Annotated in this window: 19 protein-coding genes and 2 tRNA genes; 4 read left to right on the forward strand and 17 right to left on the reverse strand. The window is 62.7% G+C overall.

Annotated elements, in window-relative coordinates:
* Positions 1-78: 78 nt before the first annotated feature.
* From GJV37_RS21790 to GJV37_RS21805, 4 genes are all read left to right on the forward strand, one after another.
* Positions 79-3,228 carry a DUF748 domain-containing protein gene (locus GJV37_RS21790; RefSeq protein ID WP_170859953.1) on the forward strand — a complete coding sequence of 1,050 codons (3,150 nt, stop codon included), beginning with the start codon at positions 79-81 and terminating at the stop codon, positions 3,226-3,228.
* Positions 3,229-3,239: 11 nt separating this feature from the next.
* The gene (locus GJV37_RS21795; RefSeq protein ID WP_024765334.1) at positions 3,240-3,530 is read left to right on the forward strand and encodes a DUF2845 domain-containing protein; all 291 of its coding nucleotides are present in this window, start codon (positions 3,240-3,242) and stop codon (positions 3,528-3,530) included.
* Positions 3,527-3,850 (forward strand): DUF2845 domain-containing protein, encoded by a 324-nt coding sequence (locus tag GJV37_RS21800; protein WP_024765333.1) that lies wholly within the window; start codon positions 3,527-3,529, stop codon positions 3,848-3,850. Before GJV37_RS21795 ends, GJV37_RS21800 begins: the two co-directional genes overlap by 4 nt.
* A 65-nt stretch (positions 3,851-3,915) precedes the next feature.
* Complete coding sequence (locus tag GJV37_RS21805; protein ID WP_170859952.1) at positions 3,916-5,370, forward strand: rhomboid family intramembrane serine protease; 1,455 nt, start codon at positions 3,916-3,918, stop codon at positions 5,368-5,370.
* Between the two features lie 63 nt (positions 5,371-5,433).
* Here the strand turns inward: GJV37_RS21805 and GJV37_RS21810 are convergent, their stop codons facing one another.
* The 17 genes from GJV37_RS21810 to ftsH all read right to left on the reverse strand — a co-directional run bounded on the left by GJV37_RS21810 (position 5,434) and on the right by ftsH (position 22,077).
* The gene (locus GJV37_RS21810) at positions 5,434-5,631 is read right to left on the reverse strand and encodes a CsbD family protein (RefSeq protein ID WP_024765331.1); all 198 of its coding nucleotides are present in this window, start codon (positions 5,629-5,631) and stop codon (positions 5,434-5,436) included.
* 46 nt (positions 5,632-5,677) lie between these two features.
* Positions 5,678-6,025 (reverse strand): BON domain-containing protein, encoded by a 348-nt coding sequence (locus GJV37_RS21815; RefSeq protein WP_024765330.1) that lies wholly within the window; start codon positions 6,023-6,025, stop codon positions 5,678-5,680.
* A gap of 193 nt (positions 6,026-6,218) precedes the next feature.
* On the reverse strand, positions 6,219-7,640 hold the full coding sequence (locus GJV37_RS21820; protein ID WP_170859951.1) for a DUF4013 domain-containing protein: 1,422 nt from the start codon (positions 7,638-7,640) through the stop codon (positions 6,219-6,221).
* A 94-nt stretch (positions 7,641-7,734) separates the two neighbouring features.
* Positions 7,735-9,840, reverse strand: coding sequence for a polyribonucleotide nucleotidyltransferase (gene pnp / locus GJV37_RS21825; RefSeq protein WP_037014346.1), 2,106 nt, complete (start codon positions 9,838-9,840; stop codon positions 7,735-7,737).
* Positions 9,841-10,009: 169 nt separating this feature from the next.
* Entirely contained in the window at positions 10,010-10,279 is a 270-nt protein-coding gene (gene rpsO, locus GJV37_RS21830; RefSeq protein ID WP_017518939.1) for a 30S ribosomal protein S15, read from the reverse strand.
* Positions 10,280-10,377: 98 nt separating this feature from the next.
* Positions 10,378-11,292, reverse strand: coding sequence for a tRNA pseudouridine(55) synthase TruB (gene truB, locus GJV37_RS21835; protein WP_037014352.1), 915 nt, complete (start codon positions 11,290-11,292; stop codon positions 10,378-10,380).
* Positions 11,293-11,295: 3 nt separating this feature from the next.
* Entirely contained in the window at positions 11,296-11,685 is a 390-nt protein-coding gene (gene rbfA, locus GJV37_RS21840; protein WP_024765327.1) for a 30S ribosome-binding factor RbfA, read from the reverse strand.
* Positions 11,686-11,791: 106 nt separating this feature from the next.
* Positions 11,792-14,317: a translation initiation factor IF-2 gene (gene infB, locus GJV37_RS21845; protein WP_084358520.1), complete on the reverse strand. Its 2,526-nt coding sequence runs from the start codon at positions 14,315-14,317 to the stop codon at positions 11,792-11,794.
* 27 nt (positions 14,318-14,344) lie between these two features.
* On the reverse strand, positions 14,345-15,826 hold the full coding sequence (nusA, locus tag GJV37_RS21850) for a transcription termination factor NusA (protein WP_038803375.1): 1,482 nt from the start codon (positions 15,824-15,826) through the stop codon (positions 14,345-14,347).
* 45 nt (positions 15,827-15,871) lie between these two features.
* Positions 15,872-16,330: a ribosome maturation factor RimP gene (gene rimP, locus GJV37_RS21855; protein WP_024765321.1), complete on the reverse strand. Its 459-nt coding sequence runs from the start codon at positions 16,328-16,330 to the stop codon at positions 15,872-15,874.
* A gap of 127 nt (positions 16,331-16,457) precedes the next feature.
* A tRNA-Met gene (locus tag GJV37_RS21860) sits at positions 16,458-16,534 on the reverse strand.
* A 92-nt stretch (positions 16,535-16,626) separates the two neighbouring features.
* Positions 16,627-16,712 (reverse strand) — tRNA-Leu (locus GJV37_RS21865).
* A 16-nt stretch (positions 16,713-16,728) separates the two neighbouring features.
* Positions 16,729-17,121 carry a preprotein translocase subunit SecG gene (gene secG, locus GJV37_RS21870; RefSeq protein WP_024765320.1) on the reverse strand — a complete coding sequence of 131 codons (393 nt, stop codon included), beginning with the start codon at positions 17,119-17,121 and terminating at the stop codon, positions 16,729-16,731.
* A 2-nt stretch (positions 17,122-17,123) separates the two neighbouring features.
* The gene (tpiA, locus tag GJV37_RS21875; protein WP_024765319.1) at positions 17,124-17,879 is read right to left on the reverse strand and encodes a triose-phosphate isomerase; all 756 of its coding nucleotides are present in this window, start codon (positions 17,877-17,879) and stop codon (positions 17,124-17,126) included.
* Between the two features lie 65 nt (positions 17,880-17,944).
* Positions 17,945-19,285 (reverse strand): phosphoglucosamine mutase, encoded by a 1,341-nt coding sequence (gene glmM / locus GJV37_RS21880; protein ID WP_024765318.1) that lies wholly within the window; start codon positions 19,283-19,285, stop codon positions 17,945-17,947.
* Positions 19,282-20,151 carry a dihydropteroate synthase gene (gene folP / locus GJV37_RS21885; protein WP_170859949.1) on the reverse strand — a complete coding sequence of 290 codons (870 nt, stop codon included), beginning with the start codon at positions 20,149-20,151 and terminating at the stop codon, positions 19,282-19,284. The genes glmM and folP overlap by 4 nt, the downstream gene beginning before the upstream one ends.
* A 9-nt stretch (positions 20,152-20,160) precedes the next feature.
* A complete protein-coding gene (ftsH, locus tag GJV37_RS21890) occupies positions 20,161-22,077 on the reverse strand; it encodes an ATP-dependent zinc metalloprotease FtsH (protein WP_065085391.1) in 1,917 nt (638 codons plus the stop codon).
* Between the last annotated feature and the right edge of the window lie 134 nt (positions 22,078-22,211).

Consider the following 22,211-nt stretch of genomic DNA (forward strand, 5'->3'; position numbering starts at 1 on the left):
CCGAAGGCGACTTTCGAATCGAACCATCCCAGCCGTGCCATACTGGTTCTGCACGTCACGACGGAAACGACTCTCGCCATGCCCAAAGGATTGAAACGCGCCATCGGCGCGGTCTTGTTGCTGGTCTCCCTCTACTGCCTGCTGGGTTTTCTCATTCTCCCCGGCATTGGCCTGCGCGTAGCCAACCAACAACTGGCTCAATACTCGACGGGCCCAGCGCGCCTGGAACGCATAGAATTCAATCCCTTCAGCCTGGAGCTCACCCTCTGGGGATTGCACCTGGGCGAAGAGGGGCAGGAACAGGTACGTTTCCGCCGCCTCTACGCCAACCTCGAACTCGATAGCCTGTGGAAGCGCCAGTTGCACCTGGCGGATGTCGAACTCGATGCACCGCACACCGAGTTGCTGTTCGCCGAGAACGGCACGCTGAATCTCACCAGGCTGTTCAAGCTCCCCCCGAGCGAACCGACTCCCCCGCCGGCGGAACCGAGCGATCCCTTCCCGCTGCGCATCGACCGCATACGGCTGGCCGAAGGCAGTCTGCATTTCCTCGACCGTCGCCCCAGCGAGCCGGTGGAGTTCGTCTTCGACCCGTTGGGGTTCGAGCTGCACAACCTCAGCACGCTGCCTGACGACGGTGCCGAAATGACCCTGGTCGCCACCGGCCCGCACGGTGGCAAGCTCGACTGGAAAGGCGACCTGAGCATCGTGCCGTTCACCTCCAAGGGCAGCTTCACTGTCGACGATGTGCCGCTGAAGGCCTGGTGGCCCTATGTGCGTGACAACGCTCCGCTCAATCTGAATAACGGCATGCTCAGCGTCGCCTCCGACTACCACCTGGACCTGTCGAAGGACACCCAGCTGCTGCTGGACAAGACGACCATCAAGTTGCGCGACCTCGACCTGACATCACCTGAAGGCAAGCCGCTCGCCAAGCTCGCCACCCTGGATGTCGCCGACACCGCGCTGGACCTCGCCAAGCAGGAAGTGATCGTTGGTCAGATTCGCAGCCAGGGTCTGGAAGCCTGGGCTGCGCGGGAGAAGGACGGGCAGCTTGACTGGCAGAAGCTCTTCGCCGACTTCAAACCCTACAAGCGCCCCGAGGAGCCAACGCCTCAGGCACAGGCCGCCCCCGAGCAGAAGCCTGCCGAGAAGCCCACCAGCGAAGCCAAGGCGGCGTCCGGCGAGACTGCCACCGGCCAGCCGCAAACGCCCCCGGCGAAGGCCGCCAAGGAACAGCAGACGGCCGTGGTCACCCCCGAGGCCGAGGACAAAGCGCAAGGCAAGCCCACCGATGCAGCCAAGACTCCGCCAGCAGCCGTGGCCGCTTCAACGACCCAACCGCAGCCCGCAGGTGCCCAGCCCGCCGCACCGGCTGAGCCGAAGAAGACTTGGCACGTGGTCCTGCGCGACACCCAGTTGCGCGGCTACAAGGCCCACCTGGCCGATCGCGCACCGAGCAAGCCGGTGAGTCTCGAAGTCGGCCCGCTGGACCTCGACCTGCAGAACCTCGACAGCGGCCTGACCTCGCCCCTGCAGCTCAAGCTCAAGACCGGTCTCGGCCCCCGCGGCCAGATCGAGGCCAGCGGCCAGGTCATCCCCAACCCGGTCAGCGCGAAGCTCAAGGTCTCCACCCGCGACATCGACCTGCGCGTCGCCCAGGCCTACATCGATCCGTTCATCCGCCTGGAACTGCGCAGCGGTCTGCTGGCCAGCGACCTCGATGTCGACCTCAAGGGCACCGAGCCGCTGGCTTTCAGCGTCAACGGCAGCGCTCAGGTCACGCAGTTGCATACCCTGGACACCCTCAAGAGCCGCGACTTCGTCAAATGGACCAAGCTGACCCTCAACGGCCTGGCCTACAAGCATGGCGACAGCCTCCTGATCCAGACGGTGTCGCTGGAAGAGCCCTACGCACGCTTCATCATCAACGAGGACCGCAGCACCAACGTCAGCGAGCTGATCATCGCGCAACCGGAATCCGCATCGTCCTCCGCGAACAAAGGCGGCAGTGTCAACAGCAAGCCGCTGGGCATCCGTATCGGCGGGGTGAAGATCAACAACGGTTCGGCCAACTTCGCCGACCTGACCCTGCGCCCGGACTTCGCCACCGCCATCCAGCAGCTGGGCGGTGAGATCGGCACCATCGACAACCGCAATCCGACACCCGCCTCGGTGGACGTGAAGGGCAAGGTCGACAAGTACGCCCCGGTCACCATCAAGGGCAGCCTCAACCCCTTCTCGCCGCTGGAGAAGCTGGACATCGCCACCAGCTTCAAGCGCGTCGAGCTGACCACCCTGACGCCCTACTCCGGCAAGTTCGCCGGCTATCGCATCCGCAAGGGCCGGCTGAACCTGGACCTGCACTACCAGATAACCCAGGGCAAGCTGAAGGCCGACAACAAGGTGCTGGTAGAGCACCTGCAACTGGGCGAGAAGGTCGACAGCCCCGATGCTGTGGACCTGCCGGTGAAACTGGCGATCGCGCTGCTCAAGGACGCCAACGGCAACATCGATATCCAGCTGCCGGTGGAGGGCGACCTGAACAACCCGCAGTTCAGCGTCATGCCCATCGTCTGGCAGACCCTGCGCAACCTGGTGGTACGCGCGGTGCAGGCACCCTTCAAATTCATCGCCGGGCTCGCCGGCGGCGGCGACGAGGACCTGGGCAGCGTGACCTTCGCACCCGGCTCCAGCGAGCTGGATTCCGCCGCCCAGGCCAACCTCGACAAACTGGTCGGCGCGCTCAAGCAGCGCCCAGCCCTGAAGCTGGAAGTCGAAGGTGTCGCCGCCGCAGCCAGCGACGGCCCGCTGCTGGCCGACAAGCGCCTGAAACAGGAATACCAGAAGAACTACTACAGCATGTTGCAGCGCCGCGGCGACAAGGTGCCCAGTGACGCCAGCCAGTTGGAAGTCCCGGAGGATCTGCAGCCGATCCTGCTCGAAGGCGTCTACCGTGCGCGCCTGAAGAAACAACCTCCGGCGGAGTGGCAGGACCTGAGCAAGGACGAGCGTTCGGCGAAGATGCGCCAGGCCGTGCTCGACTCCTGGAGCGACAGCCAATTGCTGCTGCGCAAGCTCGGTCAGGAGCGCGCGACCCAGATCAAGGACTATCTGGTCAGCAAGGGCGGCCTGGGGGACGACCGCATCTACCTCATCGACGTCAGCTTCGGCGAAGCGGAGAATGGTGGCAAAGTGGCCGCCCAGCTTCACCTCGATAGCGAGTAAGGAGTCGTTCGATGAAAGCCCTGACCTGGATGTCCTGCGCCCTGCTGCTTTGCGCGGCGGGCGCCCAGGCGGAAAGCATGCGCTGCGGTAGTTCCCTGATCAACGCCGGCGACCGTGCCTGGGAAGTCGAGCAGAAGTGCGGCGCGCCGGATCACCGCGATGAAGTCGGCTATACCCTCAGCGGCTACGACCACCGCGAGTACCGGGTCGAGGAGTGGGTGTACGGGCCGCGCAACGGCACCAGCTACATCCTCACCTTCGAGGCCAACAAACTCAAAAGCATCGAGTTCAAACGCAATTGAAGCCCCTCTTCACTCTGCGCCTGGTCGCGCTTGTGTTACCGCTCACTGTCATTGCGCTGGACGCGCAGGCCGCCAGCTTGCGCTGCAACAGCAAGCTCATCAGCACCGGCGATGTCACCAGCGACGTGCTCAGCCGCTGCGGCGAGCCAGTCAGCCGTTCCTTCCTGGGCTACAAGCAGGTGCCTGGCCCCCGCTACGGCGAATCCATGGAAGTGGCCGTGGAAGAATGGATCTACGGCCCCTGGAGCGGCATGTTGTATTTCGTCCGCTTCGAGGGCAATCGGCTGAGCGACATCCAGAGCAAGCGCAGCGGCAACTGACAGCCGTGCTGGCGAGGTGCTAGTCTCGCCGCCACTCACGCCACTTGCGCCAAGGACCGGTCGCCATGGTCATCGTCCCCGCCGAGCATCCGCTGGACTGGAAAAAGCCTCCCGTCATCACGCTGCTGCTCATCGTCATCAACGTCCTGATCTACTTCGGCTACCAGGGGGGCGATAGCGCCCGGCGCGAAGAGGCCGTACGCGTCTATCTCGACCAGGACCTGCTGGGTCATGAACGCCCCTTGTTCAGCGCCTCGCTGGAGCGCCGCGACCGCCTGGAAGCCGACCAGCAGCGCGCCCTGGAGGCCTTGCCGCGTCAACAGTTGGCCTGGCTCGTTCTCTCGGACCTGGAGTTCGGCCATGAGCTGCGCGCGCTGCCGGCCTTCCAGCAGGACAGCGCCTGGCAGGCCGCGCGCCTGAAAGCGGAAGCCGCCCGCGACCTGACCAGCAGCCTGCGCTTCGGCTTCATCCCCGAGCGGTTCACCGTTCAGGGCCTGTTCGGCTCGATGTTCCTTCATGGCAGCTTCTGGCACCTGGCCGGCAACATGGTGTTCCTGTTCATCTTCGGCTTCGCTCTGGAAGCAGCCTTGGGACGAGCCCTGTATCTGGGCCTCTACCTGTTCAGTGGCTTCTGCTCCAGCCTGCTGTGGTGGGCGCTAGATCCGTCCTGGGTACCGGGCATCGGTGCCTCCGGCGCCATCTCCGGCCTGATGGGCATGTACATCGGCGCCTATGGCCTGCGGCGCATCCAGTTCTTCTACTGGCTCGGACCGCTGATGGGCTATCTGACGGCACCAGCGCTGTGGATCCTGCCGCTGTGGCTGGGCAAGGAACTGTTCGGGCTGCTGCGTGCCGCCGATCATGTGAACTACTACGCGCACATCGGCGGGCTGGTCTCCGGCTTCCTCGCCGTCTGGCTGCCGCGCAAACTTGGGCGGATGCCGGTCGACGAGGCCTACCTGGCGAAGGAAGACCCAGAAGCCCCTTTCAAGCGCGCCCTGGCATCGTTGGATGAGCAGATCGGCCGCTTCGCCCTCGACCAGGCCGCCGCGCGCGGTGCGGAGTTGCTGCGGCAGTTCCCGGGGCAACCTTTGCTGGTCGAGCGCCTGTATGGCTTAGCCAAAGGGAGGCAGGACCGGGGCTTGATGAGCGAAACCCTCAAGCAGTTGTTCGCCCTGCCGCCCTCCCCGGCGGCCGACTCACTGCTGCGCAGACTGGCTGAGGAAAGTGCCGCCAGCGATACCGGGCTGCTTGCACATCCGGCCATTCAATTACACCTGCTGCGCAAGCTGCTACATCGCAATGAGTCCGTGCAGGCACTAAGCAGCTGGCGCCGGCTGGCGCGCTCCGCCCTGCGTCCCGAAATGCTGCCGGGCCTGACCCTGCAACTGGCCAAGCAGGTTGGCCAGAAGGGTGACCTGCAGACCGTGCACGAACTGTCACGCTTCCTCCGTCAGCACTACCCGGAAGCCGACCCGACCCGCCAACTGACGATATACCAGCAACACCTGGCCCCTTGATTCACCCATGAAAAAGCCCCGCCGGCGTACCGGCGGGGCCTTGATCATCCCTGGGTTCAGGCGCTACAGGTGGCGGCTGAAGTCGCGGACTTCCTCTTCCGCTTTCTCGCGGGTCCAGCCGTAGCGCTCCTGCAGTTTGCCCACCAGGTATTCGGCGTGTCCGTCCGCCGCCTGCAGGTCGTCGTCAGTGAGCTTGCCCCACTTCTCCTTGAGCGAGCCGGAGAGCTGCTTCCACTTGCCTTTGATGACGTCAGTGTTCATGGCGATCCTCCTGTTCGGAGTTGGATGGGGTGAGAACCCGTGGTGCTTACTCGACCGATTTCAGGCCGTCGGCGGACACAGCGGTCACGCCTTTGATGCCCTTGGCGGTCTTGATCGCGAGTTCCTTCTCGGCGTCGGTCTTGACGTTACCGGAGAGCGAAACCACACCTTTGTTGGTCTCGACCTTGATGTTGGTGCCACTGATGTCCTTGTCGGCGATCAGGCTGGATTTCACCTTGCTGGTGATCCAGGTGTCGGAAACCGCCTCTTCAGTTTTCTGGACGGTGTCATTGGCGGCCAGAGTCGTCGGCTGGGCGAACACCGAGTTGGCGAACGAGAAGCTCAGAGCGGTTGCGGTGGCAGCGGCAAGGGCCAGTTTGTTGAAACGTTTCATGGCGGTTTCTCCTGAATTGTTGGAAAACTGCGGCCCGTTCCTGGCTGCAGTTGCACTAGGACTATCGCAAGCCCTGTGCCAGCTTTTACGATCCAGTAAAAACCTTATTAATCAACAACTTAACAAGTAAACCCAAACAGCGACCGCTTGCAGTTTGCAAAGTCTGCCGCTGCGCTCCATGCAGGTTGCACGATCAGGTACCTGAGCTCCTGCCCAACTTCGCCAGCACGGCCTCAAGCTGCACCACCTCGCCCATCTGCTCGAACGCCGGATAACGCTGGCGAATGAAAGCCAGCAACTGCTGGGCGGGTTCCACCTGCCCCAGCTCCTCCGAAAACGCCCGTGCCGCCATCAGGTAGGCGCGGGGAATGCCGGGGTAATCTGGGTAGCGCTTGTGCAGGTTGCGCAGCAGGCTCAGCCCCTCGCGGGCCTTGTGGCGCTCGATCAGCACCTCGGCAATGCGTTCGCAGACGCTCGGGTCCTCGGGCAGGTAATCCGCCTGCAGTTGCCGGGCATTCAGGAAGGCGCTGGCAGCCAGCTGCGGGTTGAGCCGGCTGGCCAGGCTCAGGTAGTGCGGCAGGTGATTCAGGCATTCCGCACGCTCGTTCAGGGCGAAGAGCAACTGGTGATAGCGCTCATTCAGCTTGAGATCCTGGCGGCCTTCGCGCAGCGCCGCGACGAGGATTTCCAGCGCCACGCCGGTCTGTCCCTCCTTGACTCGTACCTCCGCCTCGGCCAGTGCCTTGCGGCGGTGCCATTCCGGCGCGGCGTAGCCGGCCGGGGCGTCCTCCCCGGCGGATACGTAGCCCAGTTGGCCCTGATACTGGAACACGGCATAGCCCATCATGGCGCACATCACCACGGCGAAATAACCCGTCAGGCCTGCCACCACCGGGACCATCACCACCCGCGGCAGCCCGTTGGAGAGAAGCCAGGCGACATAAGTGGGCGACTGCCAGAGGATGAACAGGAACACGCAGAGGATCAGGTAACGCCAGCCCATGGCCGCGATCACCTGCCCCACTTCGCTGGGGCTCAGCGCGGCCCCCAGGCTCTTGTCCAGGGACAGCCGGATGATGCTCGCCGGCAGAACCAGCATGACCGCGATATTGGCTGCCCAGTAGATCGCCTCGCTGTGGAAATCGGCAGCCAGCCACAGCAGCACCAGGGCGATCAGGAATACCGCCAGTTGCTGGAAGAACATCCGCAGACTGTCGGGGCTGAAGGCTTCGAGCAGGCCTGGAGCTTCCTGGCCGCCAAAACTCGCCGTTTCGATCACGCTATGCAGGTATTTGGTCGCCACGCTGAACAGGGCGATCCAGAGCACGAACATCGGCGGCATGAACACACAGGCCAGTGCCAGCAAGACACAGAAGGCCAATGGCCCGGCCTGGAATCCGTAGGCGAAGAACTTCGGCAGGCGCTCCCAGAAAGGTTGCGCGGTATTCGCCGCGCCGAGGTAGCGCAGATGGCCCCGGCACAACGGGCACGACGGCGCGTACTCCGGCGCATCGGCATTGAGCGGAATGCAGCAGTCGCCGTAATGGCGCTCGCAAGGCTGACAGTGCCAGGTCGCGGGCTGGGCACTGTGGTAATGACAGTAGCGCTTGTCCATCTCGGGGCATCCTTGGAGCGAGATCGGCGGAAAGCGCATTCTCAAGGCAAAAAAAGAGGGCCCGCAAGGGGCCCTCTCTTCATTTCGCTACCGCTTAGACGCCAGAGGCTTCAGCAGCGGCTACGTCCTTGATGGACAGCTTGATGCGGCCACGGTTGTCCACGTCCAGAACCAGGACTTTGACTTCCTGGCCTTCCTGCAGAACGTCGGTGACCTTGTCGATGCGCTTGTCGCTGATCTGCGAGATGTGCACCAGACCGTCCTTGCCCGGCAGGATGTTGACGAAGGCACCGAAGTCCACGATGCGCTCGACCTTGCCGACGTAGATCTTGCCGATCTCGGCTTCCGCGGTGATACCCAGGACGCGCTGCTTGGCAGCCTCGGCAGCTTCCTTGGTTTCGCCGTAGATCTTCACGCTGCCATCGTCCTCGATGTCGATCGAGGCCTTGGTCTCTTCGCAGATGCTACGAATGGTGGCGCCGCCCTTGCCGATGACGTCGCGGATCTTGTCGGTGTCGATCTTCATCTGGATCATGGTCGGAGCGTTCTCCGACAGCTCGGCGCGCGGGGCGGCGATGATCTGGTTCATCTGGCCGAGGATGTTCAGGCGAGCTTCCAGGGCCTGGCCCAGGGCGATCTCCATGATCTCTTCGGTGATGCCGTTGATCTTGATGTCCATCTGCAGGGCGGTCACGCCCTTGTCGGTACCGGCGACCTTGAAGTCCATGTCGCCCAGGTGGTCTTCGTCACCCAGGATGTCGGTCAGGATGGCGAACTTGTCACCTTCCTTCACCAGGCCCATGGCGATACCGGCCACCGGCGCCTTGACCGGAACACCGGCGTCCATCAGCGCCAGGGAAGCACCGCAGACGGAAGCCATGGAGCTGGAACCGTTGGATTCGGTGATCTCGGAAACCACGCGGATGGTGTAGGGGAACTCGTCCTGGCTCGGCAGCATGGCAGCAACGCTGCGGCGTGCCAGACGGCCGTGGCCGATTTCACGACGGCCAGCGCTGCCCATGCGGCCACACTCGCCAACCGAGAACGGCGGGAAGTTGTAGTGCAGCATGAAGGGGTCTTTGCGCTCGCCTTCGAGGGTATCGAGCAGCTGGGCGTCACGGGCGGTGCCGAGGGTGGCAACGACCAGAGCCTGGGTTTCACCACGGGTGAACAGCGCCGAGCCGTGGGTCTTGCCCAGTACGCCGACTTCGATCTTCAGCGGACGAACGGTGCGGGTGTCGCGGCCGTCGATACGCGGCTTGCCGTTGACGATGTTTTCGCGAACGGTACGGTATTCCAGCAGGCCGAAGACCTCTTTGACTTCACCTGCGGAGAACTGGCCTTCGCCTTCACCGGCGAACTTGGCGACGATCTGCTCGCGCAGGGCATCCAGGGCCGCGTAACGGTCCTGCTTGACGGTGACGGTGTAGGCTTCGGAGATGGCGGCACCAAACTCGGCCTTGATGGTGTTGACCAGGGCAGTGTTCTCGACCGGCGCGGTCCAGTTCCAGCTCGGCTTGCCAGCTTCGGTTGCCAGCTCGGCAACGGCACGGATGACGGCCTGGAACTCTTCGTGGGCGAACAGAACGGCACCCAGCATCTGGTCTTCGGTCAGTTCGTCGGCTTCGGACTCAACCATCAGCACGGCGTCGGAGGTACCGGCCACGACCATGTCGAGGCTGGAGCTCTGCTGCTGCTCGTAGGTCGGGTTGAGGATGTAGCCGATTTCCGGGTGGAAACCAACGCGGGCAGCGCCGATCGGGCCGGCGAACGGAATGCCGGAGATGGCCAGGGCGGCGGAAGTGCCGATCATGGCAGCGATGTCCGGATCGGACTTCTTGTTGGTGGAAACGACGGTGCAGACAACCTGCACTTCGTTCATGAAACCTTCGGGGAACAGCGGGCGGATCGGGCGATCGATCAGGCGCGAGGTCAGGGTTTCCTTCTCCGAAGGACGGCCTTCACGCTTGAAGAAGCCACCGGGGATGCGGCCGGCTGCGTAGGTCTTCTCCTGATAGTGCACGGAGAGCGGGAAGAAGCTCTTGCTCGGGTCGGCCTGCTTGGCGCCGACGACGGTGCAAAGCACGGTGACGTCGTCCATGGTGACCAGCACGGCGCCGGTGGCCTGGCGGGCAATGCGGCCAGTCTCGAGGGTGACGGTCGACTGACCGAACTGGAATTTCTTGATTACCGGGTTCACGGTTTCTCTACCTTCTCTTTAGTTGCCTTGGGGGAAATTGTGGAAATGCCGGGAGTCGGACCCGTTTTCATTCCCTATAAAAGCGAGAAAGCCGGGAGCCAGAGCCGATGAGCGGTATACACCGCCCAACGACCCCGGACTCCCAGCTTCCCACTTCAGGCTTGCCGTCTTAGCGACGCAGGCCCAGGCGACCGATCAGGGCGCTGTAACGAGAGGTGTCCTTGCTCTTCAGGTAGTCCAGCAGCTTGCGGCGCTGGTTGACCATACGGATCAGGCCACGACGGGAGTGGTGGTCTTTGCCGTTGGCCTTGAAGTGGTCCTGCAGCTTGTTGATGTTGGCGGACAGCAGTGCAACCTGCACTTCCGGGGAACCGGTGTCGCCTTCAGCTTGCTTGTACTCGTTAACGATCTGGGCTTTTTCTTGGACGCTCAGTGCCATGATGGGGCTTCCTCTGAGGTAACAGGCCAGGGACTTCTCCCTGTGTTCATAGTAAGAGGAGTGACCGTGCCTGCTGACAGCCACCCTCGGTTCCGGCCTTACGACCGAATCAGTCGACGCGGCGCCAGGCGCCCGTCTTCGACCACTTCACCGATTCCGATGAAGCGACCTTCGTGATCCTGCACCCGCAGCATGCCGAACTTCGGCATTTCGGGAGCGCGTACTGGCTGGCCATGCAGCCAGTAATAGGCGCTGTGCTCGGAGAGCTGCAACAGCGGCCAGTGTTCCAGGCCGGCATCCACCGGCAGCAGGAAACGGTCGAGGGCTTCGTTGCCGCCCTCGGCATGGACTTTCTCGAGCGCCTCCAACGTCACCGACTGGTTCAGCTGGAAAGGTCCGGCCTGGGTCCGGCGCAGGGCGGCAACGTGTGCACCACACCCAAGTTCGCGGCCGAGGTCTTCGACCAGGGTGCGGATATAGGTGCCCTTGCTGCAGGAAACGGCCAGCGTCGCACAGGGCGACTCGAAGGCGAGCAAATCCAGGCGCGCAATAGTAACAGAACGCGCCTCGCGCTCCACTACCTCTCCTGCACGAGCCAGCTTGTACAACGGCTGACCGTCCTTCTTCAGGGCCGAGTACATCGGCGGCACCTGCTCTATGTCGCCACGGAAGCGTGGCAGCATGGCCTCGATGGCGTCCCGACCAATGGTCACCTCGCGCTGCTCTAGGACCTCACCCTCGGCATCACCGGTGGTGGTGGTCACGCCCAGTTGGGCGACGGTCTCGTAGCCCTTGTCGGCATCGAGCAGGTACTGGGAGAACTTGGTCGCCTCGCCGAAGCACAGCGGCAGGACACCGGTGGCCAGCGGGTCGAGGCTGCCGGTATGGCCGGCCTTCTCGGCATTGAGCAGCCAGCGCACCTTCTGCAGGGCCTGGTTGGAGCTCATGCCACGCGGCTTGTCGAGAATCAGCACGCCGTTGACCGCACGGCGAATGCGTTTCACCTGGGCCACGCGTTACTCCTCGGCATCGCCGCCATGACGGCGATCGGCTGCCACTGCGCGCTCGATCAGCGCCGACAGCTCGGCACCACGGCGGATACTGGCGTCATAGCTGAAGTGCAGTTGCGGCACGGTGCGCAGCTTCATCGCCTTGCCCAACTGCATGCGCAGGAAGCCCGCGGCATCGTTGAGAATGCTGGTGTTCTGCTTCACCACTTCGGCGTTGTCGTCCTGGCCCATCACGGTGACGTACACCTTGGCATGGGACAGGTCACGGGCCACGTCGACGCCGGTGATAGTCACCAGGCCCAGACGGGGGTCCTTGATTTCACGCTGGATCAGCAGCGCCAGTTCGCGCTGCATCTGGTCGCCGATACGCTGGGTACGGCTGTACTCTTTGGCCATTTTCCTAACCTGCTTACCCGAGCCAGAAGGCTCCGGGCCTGAAAGCGGCAAACGCCCGGGGCAGCTTTCAAGCTGGCCCGGGCGCTGCGTTCACGCTCGAATACCCTTACAGAGTACGAGCGACTTCGACCTTCTCGAACACTTCGATCTTGTCGCCGACGCGAACGTCGTTGTAGCTCTTCACGCCGATACCGCATTCCATGCCGGCACGCACTTCGGCGACGTCATCCTTGAAGCGACGCAGGGATTCCAGCTCGCCTTCGAAGATCACCACGTCGTCGCGAAGCACGCGGATCGGACGGTTGCGGTGCACCAGACCCTCGGTGACCATGCAGCCGGCGACCGCGCCGAACTTCGGCGAACGGAACACGTCACGCACTTCGGCGATACCCAGGATGTTCTCGCGAACATCGCTGCCGAGCATGCCGGTCAGGGCTTTCTTGACGTCTTCGATGATGTCGTAGATCACGTTGTAGTAACGCATGTCGAGGCCTTCGGTCTCGACGATCTTGCGCGCACCCGCATCAGCACGAACATTGAAGCCGAACAGCACCGCGTTGGAGGCCAGCGCCAGGTTGGCATCGGATTCGGTGATACCACCGACGCCGCCGCCGACCACGCGAACCTGCACCTCGTCGTTGCCCAAGCCACTGAGCGAGCCCTGCAGGGCTTCCAGCGAACCACGGACATCGGACTTGAGGACGATGTTGAGGGTCTTCTTCTCTTCCTGGCCCATGTTCTCGAAGATGTTTTCCAGCTTGCCGGCGTGGGCACGAGCCAGTTTCACTTCGCGGAACTTGCCCTGGCGGAACAGAGCGACTTCGCGGGCCTTCTTCTCGTCGGCGACCACGGTCATCTCGTCACCGGCATCCGGGGTGCCGTCCAGACCGAGGATCTCGACCGGAATCGACGGACCGGCTTCCTTGATCGGCTTGCCGTTCTCGTCGAGCATCGCACGGACGCGCCCGTAGTTGACGCCGACCAGCACCATGTCGCCCTGACGCAGGGTGCCATCCTGAACCAGTACAGTGGCTACAGGGCCACGGCCCTTGTCCAGACGGGACTCGACCACCACGCCACGGCCCGGAGCCGACGGAGTGGCTTTGAGTTCGAGTACTTCAGCCTGCAGCAGCACGGCTTCGAGCAACTCGTCGACGCCGGTACCCACCTTGGCGGATACATGGACGAAGGGAGCATCGCCACCCCACTCTTCCGGGATCACATCCAGAGCGGCCAGGCCATTCTTGATGTTGTCCGGGTTGGCGTCCGGCTTGTCGATCTTGTTCACCGCGACCACGATCGGCACGCCAGCGGCTTTCGCGTGCTGCACGGCCTCCTGGGTCTGCGGCATCACGCCGTCGTCCGCGGCCACCACGAGAATGACGATGTCGGTCGCCTGGGCACCACGGGCACGCATCGCGGTGAACGCAGCGTGGCCAGGGGTGTCGAGGAAGGTGACCATGCCGCGGTCGGTTTCCACGTGGTAGGCACCGATGTGCTGGGTGATGCCACCGGCTTCGCCAGCTGCCACCTTGGCGCGACGGATGTAGTCGAGCAGCGAGGTCTTGCCGTGGTCGACGTGGCCCATCACGGTCACGACCGGCGCACGGGAAACGGCTTCACCTTCGAACTTCAACGACTCGGCCAGTTGCTCTTCCAGGGCGTTCTCGCTGACCAGCTTGACCTTGTGGCCGAGCTCTTCGGCGATCAACTGGGCGGTCTCCTGGTCGAGTACCTGGTTGATGGTCACCGGGGTGCCCATCTTGAACATGAACTTGACGACTTCAGCGCCCTTCACCGACATCTGCGCAGCCAGTTCGGCCACGGTGATGGTCTCACCGATATTTACTTCACGCACAATCGGTCCTGTCGGGCTCTGGAACCCGTGCTGGTTACGCTTCTTCAGCTTGCCCTTGCCACGGCCACCGCCGCGACGGCCAAAGCTGTCGTCGTCGTCACCACCACTGCGCACGACGCGCGGCGCGGTGGTCTTTTCCTTTTCCTTGATCGACGGGCGATGCTGGGCATGTTTGCGATCGCGGCGCTCGTCTTCCTCGTCGCGCTTGGGCGCACGGCGGGGCTCTTCCTTCTTGCGGTCGTCCGCAGCAGGAGCAGCAGCGACCGGCGCCGCCGGAGCAGGAGCCGCGGCGCGCGGGGCGTCGGCAGCAACCGCAGCAGCGGCAGGCGCAGAGCTGGCAGCCTGGCGAGCGGCATCCGCCTGGCGGCGGGCCTCTTCCTCAGCGGCACGCTGACGGGCCTCTTCCTCAGCCTTCAGACGCACAGCTTCTTCAGCGGCACGCTGCTCTTCCAGCTCACGCTGGCGCTCGGCCTCGAGCTCTTCAGGATCGCGCTTGACGTAGGTTTTCTTCTTGCGAACCTCGACGCTGACGGTCTTGCTGCCAGCGACTTTCAAGGTCGAAGTGGTCTTGCGTTGCAGGGTGATCTTGCGCGGCTCATCCGCGCGATCACCGTGGCTGCCCTTCAGGTGGGCCAGCAGCGCTTGCTTCTCGCTGTCGGTCACTACCTGCTCGGCATTGTTATGGGGTAGGCCCGCTTCGCGCATCTGCTGCAGCAGGCGCTCCACCGGCGTATCGACCGTCTTGGCCAGTTCTTTCACCGTGACTTGCGTCATGCACTTCTCTCCTCAGGCCGCGAATGCTTACTCGAACCAATGGGCCCGGGCGGCCATGATCAACTTGCCAGCACGCTCTTCATCCATGCCGTCGATGTCGAGCAGATCGTCAATCGATTGCTCGGCCAGATCTTCACGGGTGGTTACACCGCGCAGCGCCAGGTCCACGGCCAGCTCTTTGGTCATACCATCGAGGCTGAGCAGGTCTTCGGCAGGTTGGGCGTCGGCAAGTTTTTCTTCAGTGGCGATGGCTTTGGTCAGCAGGCGATCCTTGGCGCGCGAGCGCAGCTCGTTGACGATGTCTTCGTCGAAGCCGTCGATGCTGAGCATCTCTTCCATCGGTACGTAGGCGATTTCTTCCAGGGTGGTGAAGCCTTCCTCCACCAGTACCTGGGCGAGCTCTTCGTCGACATCCAGCTCGTCGACGAAACGCTGCAGGATGTCGCCAGTTTCAGCCTGCTGTTTGGCCTGGATATCGGCCTCGGTCATCACGTTCAGGGTCCAGCCGGTGAGCTGGCTGGCCAGACGTACGTTCTGGCCACTACGGCCAATGGCCTGGGCCAGGTTGTCTTCGGCAACGGCGATATCCATGGTGTGGGTATCTTCGTCGACGATGATCGCCGCCACTTCGGCCGGAGCCATGGCATTGATCACGAACTGCGCGGGGTTGTCATCCCAAAGGACGATGTCCACACGCTCGCCACCCAGTTCGCCGGAGACGGCCTGGACGCGGGAACCACGCATACCGATGCAGGCGCCCTGCGGGTCGATACGCTTGTCCTTGGAGCGAACGGCGATCTTGGCGCGCGAACCCGGGTCACGGGCGGCGGCCATCACGTCGATCAGCTGCTCGGCGATTTCCGGTACTTCGATGCGGAACAGCTCGATCAGCATTTCCGGCGCGGTACGCGACAGGATCAGCTGAGGGCCGCGGTTCTCGCTGCGGATTTCCTTCAGCAGGGCACGCACGCGGGTGCCGACGCGGAAGGTTTCACGCGGGATGATCTGGTCGCGGGCCAGCAGCGCTTCGGCGTTGTTGCCCAGGTCGACGATCACATTGTCGCGGGTGACCTTCTTGACGGTGCCGGAGATGATCTCGTTGACCTTCTCGCGGTAGGCGTCGACCACCTGAGCGCGCTCGGCTTCGCGAACCTTCTGCACGATGACCTGCTTGGCGGTCTGTGCGGCGATGCGGCCGAACTCGATGGACTCGATCTTCTCTTCGATGACTTCACCGGCCTTCATGCCGGGGTGCTCTTCCTGCACGTCTTCGACGGTCAGTTCAGACGCCGGATTGGAGTAATCCTCGTCTTCGACGATGGTCCAGCGACGGAAGGTTTCGTAGTTGCCGTTGGCGCGGTTGATTTCCACGCGCAGGTCAACGTCGTCCTCGAAACGTTTTTTGGTCGCGGTTGCCAGGGCCAGCTCCAGCGCTTCGAAAATCACGCCAGGCGGAACACCCTTCTCGTTGGATACCGACTCAACAACCAGCAGTACTTCTTTGCTCATCGTACGCCTCGCCTTTCAATCCATTGGAATCCGCGCTCTGGCGGCTCACTCAAATCGGGGAATGATGTTGGCCTTGTCGATCGAGTCGACCGGCAGCAGGTATTCATGGTCGTCCACCAGGACCACCACATCCTGCTCCTCCACACCACGGAGAATGCCCTGGAAATTGCGCCGCCGTTCGAAGGGCGTGCGCAGCTTGATCTTCACCTGCTCGCCGACATAGCGGGCGAACTGTTCGAGCGTGAAGAGCGGCCGATCCATACCGGGCGACGACACCTCCAGGGTGTATTCGCCACTGATCGGGTCTTCCACGTCGAGGATGCCACTGACCTGACGACTGACGATCTCGCAGTCGTCGATCAGGATGCCTTCCGCACGGTCGATATAAACCCGGAGCAGGGAATGGCGACCTTGGGAAATGAACTCCAGGCCCCAGCACTCATAGCCGAGCGCTTCTACTACAGGGGCCAACAAGGCCTGCAACTGTTCTAGCTTGCTCGACACCTGATCGCCTCGCGTATGCTGTAGAAACAAAAAATGGGCGAAACGCCCATCCCTTAAGGACCGCCCTGAACCGGCGGCGCGGACTGTCCAGCTAGCAAAAAGCCCCTGAAAAGGGGCTCTGCCAAACTGGTTGCGGGAGCTGGATTTGAACCAACGACCTTCGGGTTATGAGCCCGACGAGCTACCAGACTGCTCCATCCCGCGTCAAAGCTGGTGCGAAATTATACGGTTGAGCCCCTTGAAGGTCAACCGAAACTCCGAAACGACAAGGCCCGCACTGCGGGCCCTTTCGTATATGGTACCGAGGAGGGGACTCGAACCCCTACAGCCTATGGCCACTACCACCTCAAGGTAGCGTGTCTACCAATTCCACCACCTCGGCAAAAACTCTTGCCTGCTTACTTCTGCTCAGGAGCCGCCGGAACGTCGCCGTTACCGCCTGCAGGGGCTTGAGGTTGCCCTTGCGCGCCCGGCACATCGCTAGCTGCCGGAGCTTGTTCCTGCTTCTGCTCCATCACTGCCGGATCAGGAAGCCCAGCGTGACGAATCATATCAGCTTTTTCTTTAGCAAAATACGCTAAACCCAAGCTGGTAATGAAAAAAACCGCAGCGAGTATAGCAGTAAAGCGGCTCAGGAAGGTAGCAGAACCTTGGCTACCGAAAACGGTGGCCGAAGCACCTGCACCGAACGACGCACCGGCGTCGGCACCCTTGCCTTGCTGAAGCAGGACCAGCACAACCAGACCCAGCGCCATCAGCAGGTGAATCACGATTACAACTGTTTCCAACATCTTCAGTTTCCTGCGGCGCGACAGATCGCACCGAACTCATCCGCATTCAGGGAAGCCCCACCAATGAGCCCCCCATCGATATCCGGCATCGCGAACAGCTGGGCAGCACTGGCTGCCTTGACGCTGCCGCCGTACAGGAGACGAAGGCCGCTTGCCACCTCTGCGTTTTCCGCCGAGATCTGCGAGCGAATCGCCGCATGTACTTCCTGGGCCTGCTCGGGAGAAGCGGTCAGCCCCGTCCCAATCGCCCACACCGGCTCGTAAGCCACAACGGCGCGGGAAAAAGCCCCGACACCGAGATCTTCGATTACCGAGCCCAACTGGCGCCCGACAACCTCAAGAGTCTTGCCCGCCTCACGCTGCTCACGGGTTTCCCCCACGCACAGGATCGGAATCAGGCCACACGATTGAGCCGCCGCAAACTTGCGACTGACCACACCATCGCTCTCACCCAGAATCAGGCGACGCTCGGAATGACCGACCAGCACCAGGGAACAGCTCGCATCCGCCAACTGGCTGGCTGCAACTTCGCCTGTCAGGGCGCCCTGCATCGGCTCAACCGCGCAATTCTGCGCACCGACGGCAACCGCCTTTCCATTCAGACCTTGAACAGCCTGATTGATGTACAGACAAGGCGGAAACACCGCCACATCGACACCCGTGGGAAGAGCCAGTTGACGCAGGCCTTTGATCAGCTCCGTTACGCTGGAGCGGGTACCGTGCATTTTCCAATTACCGGCCACCAAGGGTCGACGCATGCTGTACCTCGCTGAGCAAAGTGGGCGCAGATATTACTCGACGCTTTTGGAACTGACAAGAGAAATCAAGCACATACCTCTGTAACCACTTTCGCCAGCTGCTCGGCATAGGCGCGCACGCGTGCTTCCTCGTCGCCTTCGACCATCACCCGTACCAGTGGCTCGGTGCCAGATTTACGCAGCAGCACCCGACCACGACCGGCCATCTCTTCGGTCACCTTGGCGCAGGCTTCCTTCACCGCCGGATGCTCCAACGGGTCCACCCCGCCACCAGCAAAGCGCACGTTGATCAGCACTTGCGGACACTTGCGAATGCCCATGCGCGCCTCAGCCAGGTTCTGACCTCGGGTTTTCAGCGCCATCAGCACCTGCAGCGCGGCGATGATCGCATCGCCGGTCGTGGTGTGCTGGCAACAGACAACATGGCCGGAATTCTCTCCACCCAACTGCCAGTTGCGCGACTGCAGCTCGGACATCACGTAGCGATCCCCTACCTTGGCGCGGGCGAAGGGAATGTGCAGTTCCTGCAGAGCGAGCTCCAGCCCGAGGTTGCTCATCAGTGTCCCTACCACGCCACCGTGCAGCTTGCCACGATCAAGCATGTCACGCGCAATGAGGTAGAGGATCTCGTCACCATCGACGATGGTGCCGGTGTGATCGACCAACATCACCCGGTCGCCGTCGCCATCGAAGGCGATGCCGATATCCGCATGATGGGCCAGCACGGCCTCCTGCAACGCCCCCATATGGGTGGAGCCGCACTTGTCATTGATGTTCAGGCCGTTGGGCTCCGCACCGATGACGAACACTTCGGCACCCAGCTCCCGGAATACATTGGGAGCGATCTTGTAGGTCGCACCATGGGCGCAATCGAGCGCGATACGCAGACCAGCGAAACTGGTGTTCGATGGCACGCTGCTCTTGCAGAACTCGATGTAGCGGCCGGCGGCATCGTTGATCCGCGAGACCTTGCCCAGGCGGGCGGACTCGACGACAGTCATCGGCGCATCGAGAAGCTCCTCGATGATCAGCTCCACCTCGTCCGGTAGCTTAGTGCCCTGGCCGGAGAAGAATTTGATGCCGTTGTCGTCGTGCGGATTGTGCGAGGCACTGATGACGATACCCGCCTCGGCGTGGAAGGTACGGGTCAGATAGGCGATACCCGGGGTCGGCATGGGGCCGAGCAGCATCACGTCGGCACCGGCGGCGGACAAGCCAGCCTCCAGCGCGGACTCGAACATGTAGCCGGAAATCCGCGTGTCCTTGCCCACCAGCACGCGACACTTGCCTTGCTGACGGAAAGCCATGCCCACGGCCCAGCCCAGCTTGAGCACGAAGTCTGGGGTGATCGGCGGGGTGCCTACGCGTCCGCGAATTCCATCGGTACCAAAATACTTCCTGCTCATGCGGACATCCCCTCTTCTGTTGCACTTTCCACTGCGTGAATCATTCGAACCACATCCACCGTCTCGGCGACATCATGGACGCGGATGATGCTGGCTCCCTTGGCGACCGCCAGAGCCGCAAGGGCCAGGCTGCCGTACAGGCGCTCGCCCACCTCACGACCAAGCGCGCGCCCGACCATGCTCTTGCGCGAGACACCGACCAGCAATGGACAGCCCAACGACATCAGGCATTCCATCTGCCGGAACAGATTCAGGTTATGACTCTGCGTCTTGGCAAAACCGAAGCCAGGATCGATGACGATCCGTTCCCGGGCAATGCCCACGGCTTCGCAGACGGCGATGCGCTCCTCGAGGAAGTCGCGGACTTCCTCGAGGATATTCGGATAACGCGGATCGTCCTGCATGTTTCCCGGCTCGCCGCGCATATGCATCAGGCAAACCGGAAGCCCCGTGTCCACAGCGGCATCCAGGGCTCCATCACGCTGCAGTGAGCGCACATCGTTGATCAAGCCTGCCCCGAGACGAGCGGTTTCACGCATCACCGCCGGGGTGGAGGTATCCACCGAGATCACTACATCCAGCTCGCGGGCAATCGCCTCGACCACCGGCGCGACGCGCTCCAACTCCTCGGTGGGCGAAACCACGCGAGCGCCGGGACGGGTCGACTCGCCGCCGATATCGATCAGTGTGGCGCCGGCCGCGACCATCTCCGCCGCATGGCGCAATGCAGCATCATGCCGATTGAAGCGCCCGCCGTCGGAGAAGGAGTCGGGAGTGACATTGAGGATGCCCATGACGTGCGGGCGGCTTAAATCAAGAACCCGGTTGCCGCAAGGCAACCGGGTCGGGTGGTACAACGAACTCATTCAGTGCTCTCAGTGTTCGCCGGCAGGCCCGCCAATGGGGTTTTCCTGGCGACCTTCATCACGGGGCGCGGCTGCGTTGCCGGAAGAGCCGGAGTTGCCCCCCTGCCAGTCACGCGGCTCGCGCGGGGTACGACCGGCCATGATGTCGTCGATCTGATCGGCGTCGATGGTTTCGTACTTCATCAGCGCGTCGGCCATCATGTCGAGCTTGTCGCGATTCTCTTCCAGCAGACGCTTGGCGGTGCCGTAGCAGTCGTCGATGATGCGGCGCACTTCCTGGTCGATCAGCTTGGCGGTTTCGCCGGACACGTTAGCGTGCTGGCTACCGGCACTACGACCCAAGAACACCTCGCCCTCTTCTTCCGCGTACATCAGCGGACCGAGCTTTTCCGACAGGCCCCACTTGGTCACCATGTTCCGCGCCAGCTGGGTGGCCCGCATGATGTCGTTGGAGGCACCGGTGGTTACACCTTCGAAGCCCAGGGTCATCTCTTCGGCGATACGGCCACCGAACAGCGAGCAGATCTGGCTTTCCAGAGCGCGCTTGGACAGGCTGTAACGATCCTCTTCCGGCAGGAACATGGTCACGCCCAGGGCGCGGCCGCGCGGAATGATGGAAACCTTGTAGACCGGATCGTGCTCCGGAACCAGGCGGCCAACGATAGCGTGGCCGGCCTCGTGGAACGCGGTGTTCTTCTTCTCTTTCTCGGACATGACCATGGTCTTGCGCTCGGCGCCCATCATGATCTTGTCCTTGGCCAGTTCGAATTCGCGCATGTCGACGATACGCTTGTTGGAACGGGCAGCGAACAGAGAGGCCTCGTTGACCAGATTGGCCAGGTCGGCACCGGAGAAGCCCGGTGTACCGCGCGCGATCACGGCCGGATCGACGTTGTCGCCCAGCGGAACCTTGCGCATGTGTACTTTGAGAATCTGCTCACGACCGCGGATGTCCGGCAGGCCAACCACCACCTGGCGGTCGAAGCGGCCCGGACGCAGCAGCGCGGGGTCGAGCACGTCCGGACGGTTGGTCGCGGCGATGACGATGATGCCGTCATTCATCTCGAAGCCGTCCATCTCCACCAGCAACTGGTTGAGGGTCTGCTCGCGCTCATCGTGACCGCCACCCAGGCCGGCGCCACGATGGCGACCGACGGCGTCGATTTCGTCGATGAAGATGATGCAGGGAGCGTGCTTCTTGGCCTGGTCGAACATGTCGCGAACGCGCGAGGCGCCCACGCCGACGAACATTTCCACGAAGTCCGAACCGGAAATGGTGAAGAACGGCACCTTGGCTTCGCCGGCGATCGCCTTGGCGAGCAGAGTCTTACCGGTACCGGGCGGGCCGACCATCAGCACGCCGCGCGGGATACGACCGCCCAGGCGCTGGAACTTGCCCGGATCGCGGAGGAATTCCACCAGTTCGCTGACCTCTTCCTTGGCCTCGTCGCAACCGGCGACGTCGGCGAAGGTGGTCTTCACCTGGTCTTCCGACAGCAGGCGCGCCTTGCTCTTGCCGAAGCTCATCGGGCCGCCGCGGCCACCGCCGCCGCCCTGCATCTGGCGCATGAAGAACATGAAGACGGCGATGATCACCAGGATAGGGAAACTGGCCACCAGGAGCTGAGTCCAGATGCTCTGCTGCTCGGGCTGCTTGCCTTCGACAACGACGTTGTTGTTGACCAGGTCGCCGATCAGGCCGTTGTCGGCGATGGCCGGGCGGATGGTCTTGAAGGTGTCACCGTCCTGGCGCTTGCCAGTGATGACCGCGCCGTCCACGGTCACGCGCTCGACCTTACCGTCCTTCACCTGCTGGATGAAGTCCGAATAGTTGAGCGTCTGCGGCTCGCTCGGGCTGGAGAAGTTGTTCATCACAGTGACGAGTACCGCCGCGATGATCAGCCACAGAATCAGGTTCTTTGCCATGTCGTTCAATTGACTACCCTCTGAAGCCGGCTCCGCCCTGGAAACCGCTTCTCACGACGGCCAGACTCCTTCCGGCCAAAATTACTACACAACGCCCGCCGCCAGGCAGGCGCCGTCTGTAACCCTTTATGAAC

It is taken from the genome of Pseudomonas nitroreducens, from assembly GCF_010994165.1.
Classification (GTDB): domain Bacteria; phylum Pseudomonadota; class Gammaproteobacteria; order Pseudomonadales; family Pseudomonadaceae; genus Pseudomonas; species Pseudomonas nitroreducens.